This is a genomic window from Bacteroidota bacterium (assembly GCA_005882315.1).
GTDB lineage: Bacteria > Bacteroidota > Bacteroidia > Chitinophagales > Chitinophagaceae > VBAR01.
Window position 1 is genome coordinate 900,638 of sequence record VBAR01000001.1, and the last position, 19,531, is coordinate 920,168.

The window sequence follows — 19,531 nt, forward strand, 5'->3', positions numbered from 1 at the left end:
CTCAGTTGAGCGGGGCTTTTTTTGATGTAACTTTTATATGTAAAGACGGCTAAACTGTACTTACGGTATCGTTTAACCCTATTCATTAACTCTTAAAAGTAACGGCTATGAGAAAATTCTACTTTACTGTAATTACAGTTTTATCTGTAGCAACAGGTTTGTCACAATCCGCACTTGGTCTACATTACTCATTATCTATTCCGCAAGGAGAATTGAGTGAACATATTAAACCCGCCAACAGTATTAATCTTTCTTACCTGTATGCACTTAAGAGTACAGGAAAACGGCTGGCATTTGGTACCGAGTTTAGTCTTGGTAATTATGCCTGGCTTGCAAAAGAACAGGACCTGCGTTTTCCTAATGGCACAGGTACTACTACAATGGTGAATTATACAAGTAATATATTCAGCGGGGCTTTGTTTACCCGGCTAAGACTTTTAAGTGAGGCCAAAATAAATCCTTATCTAAATTTCAAAGGTGGCTATTCACTTTTTTTCAGCAATATATCAGTGGAAGATCCTGAGGATCCATCAGATTGCCGTGTACTGGAAAGTAAAACTATTATCAGTGATCATACATTCTTTTATGCCTACGGCGGTGGACTGCAGATCGATCTCAGTAATTTTAATAAAAAAGAAAAACGGGGACTATATTTATTTGATATTTCAGTAAACAAAATAAAAGGCGGCAGTCTTGATTATATAAATACAAAACATCTCAGCACACATGTTCATACTGATCCTAACAACCCGGCTCCATCAGATGGAAAAAGTGAGCCATTGAATATCCGTTTTCTTAATGTAAGTACACAAACGATACATGAACACCAGGTAGCAGAAGTGTATAACAGCCCGTTACGAATGCTGGATATAAAGATGGGGGTACTTGTTACTTTCCAATGATCAAACGCTTATTTAATCTGCCTTTAACAATATCATTACTTTTTGATTATTAAAGGTGCGGGGTGTTTGTAAGAAAAGTCTTTTATCATCGGCGCCATGTACATAGTATGTATAAGTCATCAACATTGGGGTTGTTGTACCCGGCATCAGCATGTTTGAATTGGGTATGCTCAGGAGTAATGCCATATTACCTTTTTTTGGAGGACCCGGCGTGGTATCAAAGCGATATGCAACATCGGTTGTTTTATAATCATCAGTGAGTGAAACAATACTGTCATTTAAAAATTTCATTTTCGTTTGCAGCCTGTCATTACGAAACTCCATTGTATGGGCAGATGAATCTTTCTTTCCATCCATCCATTCGTAAGGGTTTTCTTTATCCATTGCAAAAGGAGAAATAGTGGCTACTTCAACAACACTGAAACTCTTTCCTTTCACCGCCTCTTTTACAGTAGCAACTGAAACAGGATAGTCCGGAAATCTTGAAGCAGGCTGCTTATCTGAATTGCTACAGGAATAAATAACTACCGCCAATAAGGACAGAATAAAAACTTGTTTCATGTGTTGATGATTTTTTAAATGTTTGAACAAAAGATCCTGGTTTTATTAATCAGGTGCAAAGATGTACATAGTATTCCATAAAAGAAAACCGCCCTGAGGAATCAGGGCGGTTTTTTCATTCACCAAAACCAACTTTAGTGTAACAGGGATATATTGAAGGGTCCGGACATCTCACTTACACATATTCTCCCCATCCACTATAAATATGACAGCATATTACTTGAAAATGCTGCATCGTTCTATACTTTTTTAACTACTTGTTTAGGTTTTCCCATCCACACTTTTTTCCCTTGTATAGCCCTTCCTAAATACATTATTCCAACAAACACGAAGAAAAATGGTCCTAAAAATCCTAAAATGGCAATGAATTTTCCACCATAAAATTTAGTCATCGGCCTGCGTAATCTTTCTGCCATCAGGTACATGCTCGGCACCATCATTAGCGTTAGGAAAAATGCGAAGATGAGACCAAAAATGATCGTCCATGAAAGCGGACCCCAGAATACAACGCTACTACCACCAAAGAAAATATCAGGGTTGCCATTCTGAAACAATGAAATGAAATCGATATTAAAGCCAACTGCCAACGGTAACAAACCTAAAATGGTTGCCACTGCAGTCAATAATACCGGGATGATACGTATTTTACCTGCACGAATAGCGGCCTCTCTTGTACGCATACCTCTTCCACGAAGTTCATCTGTAAATTCAATCAGCAGGATACCATTTTTAATTACAATACCCGCAAGACCTACAATACCCACCAGTAACATGATCGTTGCAATCGTCATACCGGTAATTGCATAACCCAGCAAAACACCAATTACAGAGAAAAATATTTCTGTAATAACGATAAACGGTTTACTCATCGAGTTGAATTGTAATACCAATATCAGGAAGATCATACCGATGGCAATACCAAATGCTGTAAGCAAAAATTGTTGTGTTTCTTTTTCCTGCTCACTTTGCCCTGTCAATTTTAATGTAACATCATTAGGTATTTTTGTTTTTGCCTTAAAATCATCGATCTTATTTTGAAGATCTTTGTTTACTCTAGCCACGATAGTTGGATCAGTTACATTACTCTGCAGTTGAATAGTACGTTTAATGTTCTTTCGTTTTACACCACCAGTAGTGCTGGTATAATCTATCGTAGCTACAGCACTTACAGGAACTGATTTTACACGCATCGTAGTCATATCCATAAATGTGATATGCATATTCATTAAATCAGTAATGCTACTACGCTTCAGGTCAGAGTAACGTAATTGGATCTTGTACTCATCCTCGCCATCCTTCAGTTTGCTTACTTCTTTACCAAACACTGCAGTTCTTATTTCACTACCAATCTGGCCGGTTGTTAATCCTTCCATCATTGCCCTTTCCCTGTTAACATTGATCGTTATTTCAGGATTTTTTAAATCCACATTGGCCTGCAGGTTTTCAATACCATCGATATGATTAGTATCAAGATAGTTGAGCAATTTCGTAGCAATTTCTGCAATGCTTTCAAAATTATCTCCTGATACTTCCACATTCACCGGGGGATCTGTTGGTGGCCCGCCGTCTTCCTGTGCAACTTCCACACTGGTGCCAGGTATGCCTTGTACCTGCTTTCTTATTTCATCCATAAATGGCCTTGTCTCTTTGCCATGCCGTCTTTCATATTCAACAAATGAAACCTGTATCCTTCCAAGATTTGGCTGTATACTCCTGTTATTGTCCCTGGGATTGTTGGCACTTACAGCAATATTAGTAATGATGCTTTCAACAATTCCGTTTGGATTTTTTTCAGAAGGCAATTCTTTTTCCAATACTTTCTGTACCCTGCGTTCAAGTATATGCGTAATACTGTCTGTATATTTTACATCAGTACCCACCGGCATTTTTAAATACACATAAATAAAATTAGGGTCACCTACGGGGAAGAAGGTGGATTTATTTCCCCTCATCATCAGGAAAATAATTGATAAAATAAACACGCCGAACAAGGAAATAAACATTGCTACCGGTCTCCATCCTTTCAATACCCATCGCAATAACTTTTCATATGAGTTCATTATACCAGGTAGTGCCTTATGCTGAAATGCATGAATTACATCATTTAAAATATATGCATTGAAGACCATCAGTATTGCCATCAGCAGCATGAAATTCGCTGTTCCGTGAAATGCAACCAGGTGCAGTAAAGCTCCGCCAATAAGAAATGTCCAAAACCATTTACTGGTAAATACTGTACGCTTAGGCTTTTCAAATTCTTTTCCTTCTGGTTTCATAAACGTAACAGCAAATACAGGATTGAATATAAAGGCCACGATCAATGATGCTGCCAGCGTAAGAATAAGGATCGTCGGCAGATAGATCATAAACTTACCGATCAACCCTTTCCAGAATAATAAAGGAAAGAACGGCGCCAGCGTAGTAGCAGTACCTGCAAGTACCGGGATGAATACCTCACGTGCTGCTGCTTTTGCACTTTTTATAATTGGCACTTTACCATTATTGAAAATACGGTGTGTGTTTTCGATAACAACAATCGCATCATCAACGATGATACCCAGGCCAAACAATAATGCAAATAGCACAATGAAATTAAGTGTAACGGATGTTCCGATAATACCATCAGCAATTGGTAAAAACAAAAAGGCTACAAATACACTCAGCGGTACGCTTAATGCCACAAAGAACGCATTGGTAACCCCCATAAAAAACATCAGGATGATCAATACCAGTATAAAACCAATGACGATAGTATTTACCAGATCTGTAAATGATGTTTTGGTAAGCTTACTTTGGTCGCCGGTAATTACAACATTGAGGTCTTTAGGTAACTCTTCTTTTTCCTGCAATTCTGTTACCATTGCTTTTATCTTATCAGCAGCATTGATCAGGTTTTCACCTGCACGTTTTACAATATTGAGTGTAACAACATTTTTTCCATCCAACCGTGCAAAACTTTCTTTTTCTTTAATTGTATCTTTTATTTCAGCAATATCCTTCAGGTAAACCGTTGCTCCCTGATTACCACTACGCACCACAATATTCTGCAAGTCCAACGCACTGGAAAACTGTCCTTTCACCCGTAATGTTCTTTTCATATTACCGGTTTCAATTAATCCTCCGGTAATATCGCGGTTCTCACGGCTTACGGCATTTTCAATATCCGTAAAACTTATCCGTGCCGCCGTCATTTTATAAGGGTCGACATTAATTTGTATTTCACGTTCCGGCGCACCAACTATTTCTGCTCTTGTTATTTCAGGCAGTTCTTCAAAATGATCCTGTAGTTTATCTGCATACTGTTTTAATTTGATACCATCATAATCACCACTCACATTTACGAACATAATTGGCATTTCACTAAATGCGAATTCCTGTACATCGGGCTGTGCAGTTAAATCGTTCGGCAGGTCTGTTTTTGCCTTATCAATTGCATCTTTTACTTTTTGTTTGGCTAACTCTGTTTTTACATCTGTATCAAACTCCACCACGATCAGGCTATAATCCGCCTGCGATGTACTTTGCACCTTCTTCACTTTGGCCCCGGAGATCCCTTTCAGTTGTTTTTCAATTGGACGGGTTACCAGGTTTTCAATATCCTTAGGTGAATTACCAACATAAATAGTGGCGACTGAAATTGTAGGTACTACAATATCCGGGAACTGTTCTTTCGGCATGGTATTGAACTTTATCAATCCATAGATCGTAATCAGAACAGCAATTATATAAATAGCAGTGCTATTGTCAACACTCCAGCTGGTTGGTTTAAATTCCTTTATCTTTTTTGTTACTCCTTCTAAAACTTTCATACAATGGTTGTTTAGATGTTCGTCAACAGCGTATTAATAATTGATCTTTTAGTTTGTACCAGTCGTAATTGTTTGTCCGTCATAAACATTCTGGTATCCTTCAGTAATGATCTGGTCAGTTGGAGTAAGACCCATTTTAATTTCTGCCATGCCGTTATATACTCCGCCAACATTTACTGTTTTCTTTCTGGCCTTGGTCACATTACCTTCCTTAGCGGCTACATATACATATTTCCCGCTTTCATCTGTCTGTATCACATTTACAGGAACACTGATAGCATTGGGCGCAGAATAATCTTTAAACCGTACTAATGCAACCTGGTTTATTTTCAACCCGGATGTTGAAGGCACTTTTACTTCGGTAGTAAAGCCTCTTGAGTTTGGATTAATAGATGCACCAATCAGGCTGATAGATGATTTTACAACTGTGTTGTTCAGATCAGGAACTACGATTTCAACAGGTGTTCCTTTTTTAATATTCGCTACATAATTTTCCGGCACATCGGTAATCACTCTCATATTACCATCATTGATAATTACGATCTGCGGACCGCTAACTGTAAAGCCATTAAATATTTCCCCGGCTTTCAGGTTCACTACTTCTGCAGTACCACTCATCGGCGCATATACAAAACTTGTTTTCCAGTTTTCTGTCAATGTTGCCATTTGTTTATTGAGTCCATCTACATTATTTTTCGCAGTTATCAACTGTACCTCAGTTCCTATTCCCTGGTCCCATAAATTTTTCTGGCGGTTATAAATATTTTCAGCATAGCTCAATTGCGTTTTTAAACTTTCTATCTGCTCAAGCATTACAGCATCATCTAATTTTACCAGCAACTGGCCTTTCTTTACAGCATCTCCTCTTTTCACATATACTTCTTTAGCCTGTCCACCCATACCTCTCGGCGTTACAGCTACCATATTTTCTGCTTCAACTTTCCCCTGCAGCTCGATGTAATGCACAAAGTCTTGTTGCGTAACCGGTGTTACGCCTACCAATGCTGCTTTATTAGCTGCCGTTGGGTCGGCTTTTGTTATTGCCTCTTCCACACTGTGTATTTCGGCATCGAGTTTTGCCTTGTCCTTTTTCAGTCGTTCCAGTTTTACTTTCAGATCGGTTGCCTTCCCTTTTTCTTCTTTGGCACTGTTACCGCATGAAGCAACGATCAATGCGATTGAAAGGGCCGACAGCGTAATGGTTATTATTTGTTTCATATTATTCTTTTAAAAATTTATCAATTTCCTAAATTTCCTAATTTACCTAATGCTCTCAGGTAAGTCACTTTTGCAAGCATGGCGGTGTATAATGCCCTGAAATAATTAGACTGCGACTGTTGCAGATCCGTATCAGCTTGTATTAATTCGAAGCTGGAACCAATTCCCTGTTCGTATTTTTTCTTTACTGTGGTGAATACCTTTTGCGAAAGTTGCATGTTCTCTTCCTGCATATCGAGATTGAGCAGTGCATCGTGCAATGTATTTTTTGCAACTGTTCTCTCCATATCTATTCCCTTTTTTGTCTGGTCAATTGTGCTTTCTGTTTTTTCAATATTCAACTCAGCCTGCTGTATTTTATATTTTTTATTGAAGCCGTCAAAAATGGGAACGTTTACACTTAAGCCAACCTGGCTTTGTGAATACCAAAACCATGGTTGAGAACCGCCAACATCACCACCACGACGCTGGCCATTGTACTGGTAACCATAAAATGCAGCTACCGTAGGATAATATGAGAGCTTCCATCTTTTTACATCATAAGCCTGCAACTCTTTTGCTGTATTCAGCAACTTTATTTCATTGCGGTTTTCATAGCTGAAACTTTCATCTAATAATCCATCTTTTATTAACTGTATTGACAAGCTGTCTTTTAATAAAAGGGTGTCAACTTGATTTATTCCTAATGTCATTTTTAAATTTGAATAACCACTTGCAATTTGATTCTTCAGTTGTCTTTCAGAAGTTCGTGTATTATTCAGCGTTACCATTGTTTTATCAATATCCAGTCTTTCTGCAAATCCATTTTTGAGCATAATATCCATATCTGAAGTAAGTTTTTCCAACCGTTTGATGCTTTCTTGTATATACTTCAACTGTGTTTGGGCGATCAGCACGGCATAATAGTTTTTATATACCGCTTCCCGCAATCCGTCTTCTGCTACTTTTATCTGCAAGTCGCTTGATTCAAGCAATGTTTTTCTGGCCTGCAAACCAACGAATACCTGGGGTTCAAATAATAATTGCTCCACATTCAGGCCGGCATTTACATTCCAGGGCTGGAGGAAAGAAAAACTGCGAAACTTTAATTCCCCACTATTGGTAATTGTGTTGCCGCTGCCATCTTTTACTCCTTCTGTTTTGAGCACATCATAAACGGCCAATTCCGTTGCATCCGGAAACTGTATCTGTGGTAATGACAAATAATGATTGCCCTGCAAATTGCCGCTTACCTGTGGATAGGCTGCACTGGTGATCTCTTTGTTTCTTGCTTCAGAAATTTTATAGTCGATCTTTGCATTTTTTATATCTGCTACATTTTGGAATGCATACGCAACAGCTTCCCTTACGGTAAACTGGTGTACGACAACCGGCTGCTGAGTTTGTGCCTGTGAACCGAAAACAAGAATTGTAGCAAGATTAATTAAACTGAACCTTTTCATGCGGAAATAGTTTTTTTAGTTAATTCGTTTCTGTACTTTATAAATAGTTTATGGCCTTTAAGTGTAGCTAACCCGAACACAAAATTTTCCATAATGATTTCTGTTAATTCTACGAGGCGGTATTTGCCCGGTGGAAATACATGAAGATTAAATGCAATAAGCATACTCTCCAGCCGGAACTTACTCAACACATCGATATTTAAATCTGAGCGGTAGAGTTCTTCCTTAACACCTCTTTCAATATTCTGCCGGATCACTTTGTACAGGTACTCATTTTTATGCTTAAGGAATTTTTGAAAAGCCCCGGAGTGAAACTTTTGCATATCATAAAGTATCACCGGGTTCATATTCTGAAACTGGTCGTGAATCTGGATCATGGTCAATACCATTTCTTCTACAGCATCTTTTGCATTCAGTTTACATGTCTCACAATCATGTTGTGTTTTATTCAACTCATCCACCACCACAGCATCCACGAGTTCATCCTTATCGGCATAATATTGATAAATAGTTTTTTTGCTCATGCCCAATGCATTGGCTATATCATCCATACTCACTGAGCGGAAGCCATACATCATCACCATTTCGTGAGCCTTTTCTTTTATACGATCTTTAATTTCCATTTTTTCAATTTCGGGACACAAAACTATGGAAACTTTTTTTGTTGCCAAAGTTTCCATCGATTTATTTTTCCTTTTTTCTCAAAAACATTCGGACTAACGGCAGTTTTTTTAGGCTATTTTTGGGTATGGAAAAGAATTTTTCGGTAAAAAACTACCTTCCAAAAGAACGCTTCCGTTGGAAGAAGATCGTCCAGTATTTTTTACAAGGTTTATTAATAATAGCGCCAATTGCTATTACAGGGTATGCCATTTTCTGGGTTATTACCACTGTAGATAGCTGGTTGCCTATTTTCCGTGAACCCATAAAAGATGTAGATGGCCGGGTTATTGGGCATGAAGTAAAAAATTACGGGCTTGGTTTTGTACTTATTCTTGCAGCCGTAATTACGATTGGCTATCTAAGTTCATTTTTTATTCAATCCCGCCTGTTCAACCTGTTTGATTACTGGCTGGAAAAAACACCAGGGGTTAAATTCATTTATACAAGTACAAGAGATTTTTTTGAAGCCTTTGCGGGTGATAAAAAAAGATTCAATAAAGCTGTATTGGCCAATGTTTTTTCTGATGATGTATGGATCATCGGCTTCCTTACCGATGAAGAGATGCAAAAATTTGAGATGGGTGCCGATAAAGTAGCTGTCTATGTTCCGCAGGCTTACAATTTTGCAGGCCAGCTTTATATTTTGCCAAAAGAAAAAGTAAAAAGGATAAATTCCATTAGTTCGGGACAGGTTATGAAATATGCTGTAACCGGCGGCGTAGTAGATCTTGATGGAGAAGGGAAAGATGAGAAAGATGCTCTGCCCAAGAAATAAAATGGCTTTAATTGTTTGATTGTTCTTTGATAACAATTCAACAACTACATGAAGAGAGTTGCATTTATAATATCACTGTTACTTATTTCTCATACAAGTTTTTGCTGGGGTTTTTATGGCCATCGAAAAATAAATTACTATGCGGTGTTCCTGCTACCACCGGAAATGATCTTTTTATACAAACCGAATATTGATTTCATTACTGACCATGCTGTAGATCCTGACATGCGCCGATATGCGATAGTTGAAGAAGGACCACGGCATTATATTGATATTGATAAATACGGCAATTATCCATATGATTCATTACCCAGAAAATGGAATGATGCCGTTGCAAAATTTTCTGAAGATAGTTTGATGACGCATGGCATCGTGCCCTGGTGGGTACAAACCATGCTCTACAAACTCACGGATGCATTCAAAGAAAAACACCAGGCAAAAATTTTAAAACTATCAGCAGAGATCGGTCATTATATAGCCGATGCACATGTGCCATTGCATGCAAGCAGCAATCATAATGGCCAATATACTGATCAACGTGGCATACATGGTTTCTGGGAAAGCAGGGTACCTGAACTGCTGGCAGAAAAAGAATGGGATATGATCATGGGTAAAGCTGAATATATTAAAAACCCCGGCGACTTTATTTGGAAACGAGTATTGGAAAGTGCATTGGAAGCAGACAGTGTTTTGAAGTTTGAAAAGGAACTGAGTAAAAAATTTTCACCCGATCAGAAGTTTGCATTTGAAGAAAGAAATGGTGTTACGATCCGCCAATATTCTTCTGCATTTACTAAAGCCTATGATGCAAAATTGAATGGAATGGTGGAAAGAAGATTTCGGCAATCCATATTTGCTATTGCTTCATTCTGGTACACTGCATGGATCAATGCCGGACAGCCGGACCTGAAATCACTTTTTCATAAAGAATTATCTCCCGAAGACCTGAAAGAATTTGAAACGCTGAATAATGCATGGAAAAATAGTAATGTAAAGGGAAGGGAACATGAATAAAACTAACTGTTGTAAATAATCCTAACACTTACCTTTGCCGCCATGATTCATAATTTCAATGCAGGTCCTTCTGTTTTGCCAAAAGAAGTATTTGAAGAAGCCAGCCAGGCTATCCTTGATTTTAATAATACAGGTTTATCTATTCTTGAAATAGGGCATCGCACTTCTTTGTTTCAACCGGTGATGGATGAAGCAAGAGCATTAATAAAAGAATTGATGCATTTAGATGATGATCATGAAGTCTTATTCTTACATGGTGGTGCAACTACACAGTTCATGCAAATACCAATGAACCTGCTTAATGATAATGAACTTGCATCGTATACAGATACGGGTACATGGGCAGCTAAAGCAATAAAGGAAGCGGCACTGTTTGGTCATGTTGAAATAGCAGGATCAACAAAAGAAACTAAATACACTTCTATTCCAAAAGATATTACGGTAAGTCCTACTGCTGCTTACCTGCATATAACAACCAACGAAACAATTGCGGGTACACAATGGAAAAATATTCCTTATGATTGTGGTGTACCGTTAGTAGCCGATATGAGCAGTGATATACTCGGCCGTCAACTTGATTTCAATAAGTTTGACCTGATCTATGCCGGTGCACAAAAAAATATGGGAGCAGCAGGAGTAAATCTTGTTGTTGTAAATAAAAATATACTCGGAAAGGTTACACGAAAAATTCCTACGATACTGGATTATCAGAATCATATCAAAGAAGGAAGTATGCTGAACACACCGCCTGTGTTTGCCGTATATGTTGTATTGCTTACTTTACGCTGGCTGAAAAAAATGGGTGGTGTTGCTGCATTAGAAAAAACTAATAATGTAAAAGCAGATTTGTTTTATAAAACATTAGATAGTCTTCCTGTATTTAAAGGCATAGTAGCAAAAGAAGACCGCAGTAATATGAATGCAGTATTTGTAATGGACGATATTGCATTGGAAAAAGAGTTTTTTGATCTATGTAAAAAAGAAAATATGATTGGTGTAAAAGGCCATCGTAGTGTAGGTGGCTTCCGTGTTTCTATGTACAATGCATTAACATTAGAAAGTGTAAAAGCAATTACTGAGCTAATGAAACAGTTTGCACAAGTACATGCTTAATTATTTAATTTAAAATTTCAATATTCAATACGAATGGCAATTATTAAACCTTTTTTCGCATTAAGACCAAAAGAAGAACTGGCAGCACAGGTAGCATCCCGCCCTTATGATGTACTGAACAGTGAAGAAGCAAGGTCTGAAGCAAACGGAAATCCTGTTTCTTTTCTGCATGTTACAAAATCCGAAATTGATCTGCCGGCCGGCATCAACATACATAGCCCTGAAGTTTATACAAAAGCTAAAGAAAATCTTCAGCAGCTCATTAAAGAAGGCGTGCTATTCAAAGATGATAAACCATGTTATTATATCTATCAATTGATCATGAACGGTCGAAGCCAAACCGGTTTGGTTTGTGTTTCTTCGGTTGAAGATTATTTTAATGATATAATAAAAAAGCATGAATTCACAAGACCTGAAAAAGAGAAAGACAGGATCGATCATATGCGAACGATCGAAGCGCAGACAGGAAATGTTTTTCTTGCATACCGTGACGTGATGGAAGTAAATGCTCTTATCAGCGGGTGGAAGGCAAAGAATAAGGCTGTTTATAATTTTGTAGCTGAAGACGGTGTACAACATACCATCTGGATCGTTGACAGGGAGATCGTGGTGAATTCAATTACTACTTTATTTGAAAGAAATGTTCCCTGTACATATATCGCCGATGGACATCATCGCTGCGCATCTGCTGCTAAAGTAAGTAAGGAATTACCCAACAGCGTTGAAGCAAAATATTTTCTTACTACAATTTTTCCTGCAAGCCAACTGGCTATTCTGGATTATAACCGTGTTGTAAAAGATCTCGGTGATTTTGATGATGAAGAAGATTTTATAAGTGCCTTGCAGGATGATTTCACGATCACACACAGCATTGAACCCGTACTGCCTTCAGCCCTTCATGAATTTGGAATGTATCTTGATAAAAACTGGTATTTACTCACTGCAAGAAAAGGAACCTATACAGATGATCCGATCGGTGTTTTAGATGTCACTATTCTTTCAAATAATATTCTTAACAAGTTGCTGGATATTAAAGATCAGCGGACAGATAAGCGAATCGATTTCGTCGGCGGTATTCGTGGGCTGGGTGAGTTGGAAAAAAGAGTAAATAGTGGCGAAATGAAAGTGGCGTTCAATTTTTATCCTGTCACTATTGAGCAATTATTTGATATCGCTGATAGCGGAAAAGTAATGCCTCCAAAAAGTACCTGGTTTGAGCCCAAATTAAGGGATGGATTACTTACGCATCTTATCTAAAGAGTTTAACAAATAAAGCCCCGGAATATTTTTAACTTGCAGCCGGTTGCCCAAGTGGCCATCTCCATTAAATCATATAATGATGAAAAAACTGATTTTTGTTTCTGTTCTGTTTTTCTCCATTCAAACATTGATTGCTCAACCCGAAGACCCGAAGCAACTCAATGAAACAGCATTGAATTTTATCCGAAGTGGTGATTATGATAATGCTATATTGGTGTTGAACCGTGCATTACAGCAGGATAAAAACAATCTTGAACTCCAGAAAAGCCTTGTGATGGCTTATTATTATAAAAGGGATTTTGAAAAAGCGTTGGTCGGAGTAAAAGTTTTAGTAGATCGTGATGATGCAGATGTAATGACTTACCAGATCGCAGGCAATGTATATAAGGCCTTGGAAGAAGTGAAGGACTGTGATAAGATGTATAAAAAAGCGTTGAAGAAATTTCCAACCAGTGGACCTTTGTACAGCGAATATGGTGAATTATTATGGGCAGCTAAAGATTTCTCAGCCATCAACCTGTGGGAAAAAGGAATACAGGTTGATCCTGCATTCAGCGGTAACTATTATAATGCTGCACAGCATTATTTCTATACACAGGATAAAGTTTGGGCCTTGATATACGGCGAAATATTTGTGAATATGGAAAGCCTGACCGAAAGAGGTGCAACTATGAAAAGATTTTTACTGGATGCTTACAAAGAAAAATTATTCAGTGAACCGGATTTATTGAAGGATATTGATAAAAATAAAAGTGAGTTCGCAAAAGCCTACCTAAATACGATGAACAAACAATCTTCACTCGTTAATAAAGGCATATCAACTGAAGTGCTTACAATGATACGTACCCGGTTTATTCTCGATTGGTATAATACTTACGGATCAAAGTTTCCGCACAAACTTTTTGATTACCAACTGCAATTAATACGTGAAGGAATGTTTGAAGCCTATAATCAATGGCTGTTTGGTACGGTAGAAAATCTTGCGGCCTATGATAACTGGACGAAAACGAATAACGAAAAGTATTCAGCCTTTACTAATTTTCAAAAAAACCGGATATTCCGGATGCCCGCCACACAATACTACCAGGTTCAGTAAATAATTCAGTATAGATATTGTACCCCCTCAATTAATATTTGAGGGGGTTTTTTATTTTTTATCTAAATTGTCAGAGCAAACCATCCCATTAATTCTTCACACAAAATCGTAAGCTATTTTTTGCTGAACAAAGAACCCCATAGTAGCACCAATGCTTAGTGAATAAAATAAACCTAATGGAACTAAAACGATTGTTTGACTGTATTGAATGGCAACTGCAAAATCATCCCAGGCAAGATATGCTGGCAGCAAAAGAAGGCGGCCAGTGGCGTTTATATAATACTACCCAGGTAAAAGATATTGTCGATAAACTCAGTGCCGGCCTTACTGCAATCGGCATTGGCGCAAACGATAATAGTATTGAAGGCCGTGATAAGATTGCTGTGCTGAGCAAGAACCGGCCTGAATGGATTTTTTTGGATTTGGCTGTTCAACAGACGGGTGCCGTACTTGTACCTGTTTATCCAACAGTTCATGTAAATGATCTTGAGTTTATACTGAATGATGCACAGGTAAAAATGATCTTTGTAAATGATGAAGACTTGTTTTTGAAAGTACAAAGTGTGAAGAATAAAGTGCCATCATTACAGCAAGTATTTTCATTTGAACATGTTTCAGGTTGTAATCATTGGAAGGAAATATTAACGAAAGGAACCGAAGCTGATAAACAAAAAGTACAGGTAACATCAGCAAAAATTACTGGCGAGGATCTGCTTACTATTATTTATACATCCGGCACTACCGGCACCCCTAAAGGAGTAATGCTCACCCATAATAATGTAATGAGTAATGTGCAGAGTTCACTTAACTGTGTTTTTTTTGAAATGGGAATCAGCGGACGAAAGGCCTTGAGTTTTTTGCCGCTCAATCATATTTTCGAAAGAATGATCAGTTATGTTTATATGTTCAGTGGTACAGGTATTTATTATGCAGAAAATCTTGATACGGTTGGAGATAATTTGAAAGAAGTAAAGCCCCAAGTATTTGCAACAGTACCAAGGCTACTTGAAAAAGTATATGAAAAAATAATGGCCCGGGCAGAGAAGCTTACAGGTATTAAAAGAAAATTATTTTTTTGGGCATTGGATCTTGCTCAACAATTTGAGATCAATAAAAACAAAGGGAGCTGGTATAATATCAAACTCGCTATTGCAAACAAGCTGGTGTTCAGTAAATGGAGAGAAGCATTGGGTAATGAATTAATTTGTATAGTAACCGGTGCTGCTGCCTGTCAGGTAAAGCTGATCCGGATTTTTACTGCAGCGAAAATTCCGATACTCGAAGGTTATGGCCAAACAGAAAGTAGCCCGGTAATAAGTGTAAACCGCTTTCCTGAAAGTGGAAGAATGTTTGGTACTGTTGGCCCTGCTATTGATGGAGTAGAAATAAAAATTGCTGAGGATGGTGAGATACTCAGCAAAGGCCCGCATGTAATGAAAGGTTATTATAAACGGCCAGACCTTACTGCAGAAACAGTTATAGATGGTTGGCTGCATACAGGTGATATCGGCATCCTGGTTGATAATAAATTTTTAAAGATCACTGACAGGAAAAAAGAAATTTTTAAAACAAGTGGTGGTAAATATGTGGCGCCGCAGCCGATAGAAAATAAAATGGTGGAGTCTCCATTTATTGAACAGATAATGGTAGTTGGTGCTGAACAGAAATTTGCCGGGGCACTGATAGTACCCGCATTTAATGTAGTTGTTGAATGGGCAAAGAAACAGGGATTAAACATCAGCAATGATCCAGAAGAGATTATCCGCAATGAAAAAGTGCTTGAGCTTTTCCGGGATGTTGTAGAAGAGAACAATAAAAATTTCAATCCCGTAGAGCAGGTTAAGAAATTTGAATTACTTCCTTATGCATGGAGTGTAGATGGTGGTGAAATGACACCAACCATGAAACTAAAGCGAAAAGTGATACAGGAAAAATACAGAGATGCTATTCAACGCATCTATCGTTAAATAAAAATCCCCCGAAAATTTTCGGGGGATTTTTTATTATCATCAAGCTAACACAAATTATTTATCCTCTTTCTTTTTATCACCGGGTTTGCCGGGAGGTCCTCCCCTGCGGCTCATCATCTTCTGCACCATCTCATCAAACTTGATTTGTTGCTCAGCATTCAGTAATGTTCTTACTTGTTTAAAATGATTATAGGTTTTTATAGTGATCTCTTTATTCAACTCAGCAATTTTATTGCTATAACTATTAAGAATACTATCACTGCCTGCAGATTCTTTGATAGAATTATACAAACTCGTTTTATAAGAACTGATTGAATCAAACAATGGTTTCATTGATTCAAAATGCGCATCACGCAGTTTCTTATGTTCCTTTTTTTGCGTGCTGTCAAGCTTTAATTGTTCTGCAAACCAGTCACCTTTCTTCCCAGGTTGGCGATCATCCATATCTTTATGCTTGTTCTTTTCATTCCATAAAAAATAAACAAGCACTCCATTGATGATTAAAAGTGCGACGGCTGCAAACGCAAGAATTTTATTTGTTTTCATTGATTGATATCCTCCAGGATGTTATCGCTTAAATTATACTCAGCCGCAATTGATTGAATGGTTTCTTCACCTGAATTAGGGGTAATGGTTGAGTTTCCGTCCTGGAAATATATGAAAGCATTAATTACAATAACAAGAACAAGAGTGGCTACTACAAAAGCAGGTTTGAGCAACCAGCTTTTTACAACCGGTGCAGCTGCCTTTTCCATTCTCGCTTTAAGGCGAGTATAGAAAAATGCAGGGGTCTCGGCTTTTTTGGCGCCATCCCACGCATTTAATATCTGCTCTATCCGGTCTTGTTTTTCCTGTTTCATAATACTTAGTTTTTGACGTATGGCCGTCTTCAAACCTTCGGCCATTCAAGGTAAAAAAAATTATTATAACTCTTTTTCAAGCTCTTTTCTAAGATTTTGCTTGGCCCTGTGCAGTAAAGATTCTACTGCAGAAACCGTTGTTTTCATGATTTCACTCACTTCCTGGTAGCTTAAATCCTCCAGCTTATTCAAAGTAAAAGCAACCCGTTGATTTTCAGGCAACCTACCAATGGCTTTTGCCAACATTCGGGAGTCTTCCTTTTTCTCAAGAGCTACACCGGGATGGTAAAAATCAGGTGGATCATGGGACAGCTCATCATTTTTACCAAAAATGCTTTGTACAAAAGCGAATCTTTTCTTGCTTTTTCGGCTCCGCAGCAGGTCGAGGGAACGGGTAGTAGCTATCCGGTAGATCCATGTGGACAGCTGAGACTCACCCTTAAAGGAATGAATAGCCCGGTATACCTGTATAAAAACTTCCTGGGCTACATCTTCTGCATCCTGTTCGTTCTGCACTATACCAATTACGGTATTAAAGACCCTATCCTGGAAATTATCCACGAGGTATTTGAAAGCCTGCTCATCGCCGTTGCGTAGTCTTTGTATTAGTTCCTGTTCGTTCAATGGGTGAAATTCCGTGTTTTTTGACGGGGCAACTTACGAAATCATGTGGAGAGAGTATCTATTCTCGATGCAGAATTTATTTACTTACAACGTTTGGTTTTGCTTACTCCACCCTCTTCATTCTCGGTACCAGTATATGCATAATTAACCAGCCTGCTAAATAAGCTGAAGCACAAACTGCAAACATGATATAATAGGCCGTTTCAATTTGATTGATACTGCGGTAATGTACAAACATCTGCTTTTGTACTAACAAAGAAAGTAAGATACCTCCCAAACCACCGAACATACCTCCGATTCCTGTTACTGAAGCTGTTGAGTTTTTGGGAAACATATCACTTACTGTCGTAAAAATATTTGCACTCCATGCCTGGTGTGCAGCAGCAGCAATACCTATTACTGCTACGGCAAGCCACATATCGATCTTGCCTAATATCAAAGCAAATACTATAGGGAAAACACAGAAAGCATAAATGAGCATAGATGTTTTTCTTGCTTTAAATACAGGCCAGCCTTTCTTTTGGATCAAATACATGGGCAACCAACCACCTCCAACGCTTCCTATTGTTGAAATAACATAAACTGCTGCAACCGGCCAGCTGGCAGCAGTTAATTTAATTTTATAAACACTCTCAAAAAAGTCGGGCAACCAGAAAAGATAAAACCACCAGATTGGATCGGTCAATAATTTACCAATCGCAAATGCCCATGTTTGTTTATACCGCAGCAACTGCCACCAGGAAAGTTTCGGGCTTGTATCTGTTACATCATGAATCTCATCTTTATCACTCTGTATATATACCAATTCTTCAGCCGAAAGACGTTTATGCTTTTTGGGTACTTCATAAAGAATAAACCAGAAGATGAGCCAGACAAAACCGAGTAAACCCGTAATGATAAAGGCCCATTGCCAACCCCAGTTCTCAACAATATACGGAATGGTTAAGGGGGTTATGATTGCACCAATATTAGCTCCCGAGTTAAATATGCCTGTTGCAAAAGCTCTTTCTTTTTTAGGAAACCATTCGGCAACTGTTTTAATCGCGGCGGGGAAATTACCTGATTCGGTTACTCCCAATGCACCTCTCACCACCTGGAAACCAAGAACTGAATTTACAAGAGCAGTACAAACACCTGCAACACTCCACAAGAAAGTAAACAAACCATAACCGATCTTAGTGCCGAGTTTATCAATTAACCTTCCGGCCCCTAACATACCGATGGCATAAAATAATTTAAATGTGATTTCTACATCAGCATAATCGCCATCAGTCCAACCCAGGTCATTTGTGAAAGTTGATTTTAGAAAGCTGATCACATTTCTATCTATATAGTTGATAGTGGTGGCAAAAAAGATCAAACCGCAAATGGTCCACCTGTATTTTCCTATGGCTTTCTGCATCGTAGATTTTTTTATGGTTCCAGCTTCAGTAACCCTGATTGAGCCTAAGTGGCGACGCTCCGTTCAACTTCAGTACTACTATTTAGCAGGTTTTATAGATTGAATCAACTCTAATACTTTCTTTGTCTCCGATTCAATGGTAGCATAATCTTTTGCTTCCATTAATTTTTTACTGATAAGCTTACTTCCCATTCCTACTGCACATACTCCTGCTTTATACCAGCCCTCAATATTTTCTTTTGTTGTATCCACACCACCTGTTGGCATAAACAACAGTTTTGGAAAGATATCTTTTATTCCACTCAAAAAATCCGGGCCCAGCATATTTCCCGGAAACAGTTTGATGAATTTTATTCCTGCATTTTCTGCAGCAATTATTTCAGTTGGAGTCATACAACCCGGCGCATAAAAAATATCATTGCTAACACAGTAAGCTGCTACATCAGGAACAAACCCGGGGCTTACTAAAAAATCAGCCCCGGTGGCCATATAATCGGTAGCATGTTGCATGTTCTTAATTGTACCTACGCCTAATAATAATCCTGGCATTTCTGCATTTCGCAATGCAACCATCTTTTTAAAATTGGCCAAAGCAGCATCACCACGATTGGTATATTCCACCGCTTTGACACCAGCACGGTAAATTGCTTTCAGTACATCAAGACTTATTTCTTCACTTGGGTTAAAATACAAAGGAAGTATTCCCTGTGCTACTACTGCATCTGCTATTTGTTGTGTTCTGCTCAATTTGAAAAGTTTTAAGTTATATGTTTTAGGTTATAAGTAAGTTTTCTATCTTAAAACTTACCACTTATTACTTAT

The 19,531-nt window shown here is 38.1% G+C and carries 17 protein-coding genes; 7 read left to right on the forward strand and 10 right to left on the reverse strand.

The features are described from left to right. Positions 1–107: 107 nt before the first annotated feature. Positions 108–902: a hypothetical protein gene (locus E6H07_03655; protein ID TMI65027.1), complete on the forward strand. Its 795-nt coding sequence runs from the start codon at positions 108–110 to the stop codon at positions 900–902. 12 nt (positions 903–914) lie between these two features. Here E6H07_03655 and E6H07_03660 read toward each other — a convergent pair whose 3' ends face one another. From E6H07_03660 to E6H07_03680, 5 genes are all read right to left on the reverse strand, one after another. Continuing rightward, the gene (locus E6H07_03660) at positions 915–1,463 is read right to left on the reverse strand and encodes a hypothetical protein (protein TMI65028.1); all 549 of its coding nucleotides are present in this window, start codon (positions 1,461–1,463) and stop codon (positions 915–917) included. 239 nt (positions 1,464–1,702) lie between these two features. Continuing rightward, a complete protein-coding gene (locus E6H07_03665) occupies positions 1,703–5,272 on the reverse strand; it encodes an efflux RND transporter permease subunit (GenBank protein TMI65029.1) in 3,570 nt (1,189 codons plus the stop codon). Between the two features lie 48 nt (positions 5,273–5,320). Next, the gene (locus E6H07_03670) at positions 5,321–6,490 is read right to left on the reverse strand and encodes an efflux RND transporter periplasmic adaptor subunit (protein ID TMI65030.1); all 1,170 of its coding nucleotides are present in this window, start codon (positions 6,488–6,490) and stop codon (positions 5,321–5,323) included. Positions 6,491–6,510: 20 nt separating this feature from the next. Then, the gene (locus tag E6H07_03675; protein TMI65031.1) at positions 6,511–7,932 is read right to left on the reverse strand and encodes a TolC family protein; all 1,422 of its coding nucleotides are present in this window, start codon (positions 7,930–7,932) and stop codon (positions 6,511–6,513) included. Further along, a complete protein-coding gene (locus tag E6H07_03680; GenBank protein ID TMI65032.1) occupies positions 7,929–8,612 on the reverse strand; it encodes a TetR/AcrR family transcriptional regulator in 684 nt (227 codons plus the stop codon). Before E6H07_03680 ends, E6H07_03675 begins: the two co-directional genes overlap by 4 nt. Before the next feature lie 68 nt (positions 8,613–8,680). Here E6H07_03680 and E6H07_03685 point away from each other — a divergent pair, with 68 nt between their 5' ends. From E6H07_03685 to E6H07_03710, 6 genes are all read left to right on the forward strand, one after another. Then, on the forward strand, positions 8,681–9,370 hold the full coding sequence (locus E6H07_03685; GenBank protein ID TMI65033.1) for a DUF502 domain-containing protein: 690 nt from the start codon (positions 8,681–8,683) through the stop codon (positions 9,368–9,370). A 48-nt stretch (positions 9,371–9,418) separates the two neighbouring features. Continuing rightward, a complete protein-coding gene (locus E6H07_03690) occupies positions 9,419–10,384 on the forward strand; it encodes a S1/P1 Nuclease (GenBank protein ID TMI65034.1) in 966 nt (321 codons plus the stop codon). 42 nt (positions 10,385–10,426) lie between these two features. After that, positions 10,427–11,497 (forward strand): 3-phosphoserine/phosphohydroxythreonine transaminase, encoded by a 1,071-nt coding sequence (gene serC, locus E6H07_03695; protein TMI65035.1) that lies wholly within the window; start codon positions 10,427–10,429, stop codon positions 11,495–11,497. A 33-nt stretch (positions 11,498–11,530) separates the two neighbouring features. Further along, a complete protein-coding gene (locus E6H07_03700; GenBank protein ID TMI65036.1) occupies positions 11,531–12,754 on the forward strand; it encodes a DUF1015 domain-containing protein in 1,224 nt (407 codons plus the stop codon). A gap of 82 nt (positions 12,755–12,836) precedes the next feature. After that, the gene (locus E6H07_03705; GenBank protein ID TMI65037.1) at positions 12,837–13,853 is read left to right on the forward strand and encodes a hypothetical protein; all 1,017 of its coding nucleotides are present in this window, start codon (positions 12,837–12,839) and stop codon (positions 13,851–13,853) included. Between the two features lie 176 nt (positions 13,854–14,029). After that, positions 14,030–15,820, forward strand: coding sequence for a long-chain fatty acid--CoA ligase (locus tag E6H07_03710; GenBank protein TMI65038.1), 1,791 nt, complete (start codon positions 14,030–14,032; stop codon positions 15,818–15,820). Between the two features lie 57 nt (positions 15,821–15,877). On the opposite strand, the gene E6H07_03715 is transcribed toward E6H07_03710, so the two are convergent. From E6H07_03715 to E6H07_03735, 5 genes are all read right to left on the reverse strand, one after another. Beyond that, positions 15,878–16,369, reverse strand: coding sequence for a hypothetical protein (locus E6H07_03715; protein TMI65039.1), 492 nt, complete (start codon positions 16,367–16,369; stop codon positions 15,878–15,880). Then, entirely contained in the window at positions 16,366–16,683 is a 318-nt protein-coding gene (locus tag E6H07_03720; protein ID TMI65040.1) for a hypothetical protein, read from the reverse strand. The genes E6H07_03715 and E6H07_03720 overlap by 4 nt, the downstream gene beginning before the upstream one ends. A gap of 63 nt (positions 16,684–16,746) precedes the next feature. Further along, the gene (locus tag E6H07_03725; protein ID TMI65041.1) at positions 16,747–17,307 is read right to left on the reverse strand and encodes a sigma-70 family RNA polymerase sigma factor; all 561 of its coding nucleotides are present in this window, start codon (positions 17,305–17,307) and stop codon (positions 16,747–16,749) included. 103 nt (positions 17,308–17,410) lie between these two features. After that, entirely contained in the window at positions 17,411–18,709 is a 1,299-nt protein-coding gene (locus tag E6H07_03730; GenBank protein ID TMI65042.1) for an MFS transporter, read from the reverse strand. Positions 18,710–18,787: 78 nt separating this feature from the next. Further along, the gene (locus E6H07_03735) at positions 18,788–19,456 is read right to left on the reverse strand and encodes a bifunctional 4-hydroxy-2-oxoglutarate aldolase/2-dehydro-3-deoxy-phosphogluconate aldolase (protein ID TMI65043.1); all 669 of its coding nucleotides are present in this window, start codon (positions 19,454–19,456) and stop codon (positions 18,788–18,790) included. Positions 19,457–19,531: the final 75 nt, after the last annotated feature.

Coding starts and splice junctions, on each gene's coding strand:
- E6H07_03665 (TMI65029.1), bottom strand. CDS start 5,272: ATGAAAGTTTTAGAAGGAGTAACAAAAAAGATAAAGGAATTTAAACCA.
- E6H07_03680 (TMI65032.1), bottom strand. CDS start 8,612: ATGGAAACTTTGGCAACAAAAAAAGTTTCCATAGTTTTGTGTCCCGAA.
- E6H07_03670 (TMI65030.1), bottom strand. CDS start 6,490: ATGAAACAAATAATAACCATTACGCTGTCGGCCCTTTCAATCGCATTG.
- E6H07_03720 (TMI65040.1), bottom strand. CDS start 16,683: ATGAAACAGGAAAAACAAGACCGGATAGAGCAGATATTAAATGCGTGG.
- E6H07_03705 (TMI65037.1), top strand. CDS start 12,837: ATGAAAAAACTGATTTTTGTTTCTGTTCTGTTTTTCTCCATTCAAACA.
- E6H07_03715 (TMI65039.1), bottom strand. CDS start 16,369: ATGAAAACAAATAAAATTCTTGCGTTTGCAGCCGTCGCACTTTTAATC.
- E6H07_03730 (TMI65042.1), bottom strand. CDS start 18,709: ATGCAGAAAGCCATAGGAAAATACAGGTGGACCATTTGCGGTTTGATC.
- E6H07_03710 (TMI65038.1), top strand. CDS start 14,030: ATGGAACTAAAACGATTGTTTGACTGTATTGAATGGCAACTGCAAAAT.
- E6H07_03700 (TMI65036.1), top strand. CDS start 11,531: ATGGCAATTATTAAACCTTTTTTCGCATTAAGACCAAAAGAAGAACTG.
- E6H07_03675 (TMI65031.1), bottom strand. CDS start 7,932: ATGAAAAGGTTCAGTTTAATTAATCTTGCTACAATTCTTGTTTTCGGT.
- E6H07_03685 (TMI65033.1), top strand. CDS start 8,681: ATGGAAAAGAATTTTTCGGTAAAAAACTACCTTCCAAAAGAACGCTTC.
- E6H07_03660 (TMI65028.1), bottom strand. CDS start 1,463: ATGAAACAAGTTTTTATTCTGTCCTTATTGGCGGTAGTTATTTATTCC.
- E6H07_03655 (TMI65027.1), top strand. CDS start 108: ATGAGAAAATTCTACTTTACTGTAATTACAGTTTTATCTGTAGCAACA.
- E6H07_03690 (TMI65034.1), top strand. CDS start 9,419: ATGAAGAGAGTTGCATTTATAATATCACTGTTACTTATTTCTCATACA.
- serC (TMI65035.1), top strand. CDS start 10,427: ATGATTCATAATTTCAATGCAGGTCCTTCTGTTTTGCCAAAAGAAGTA.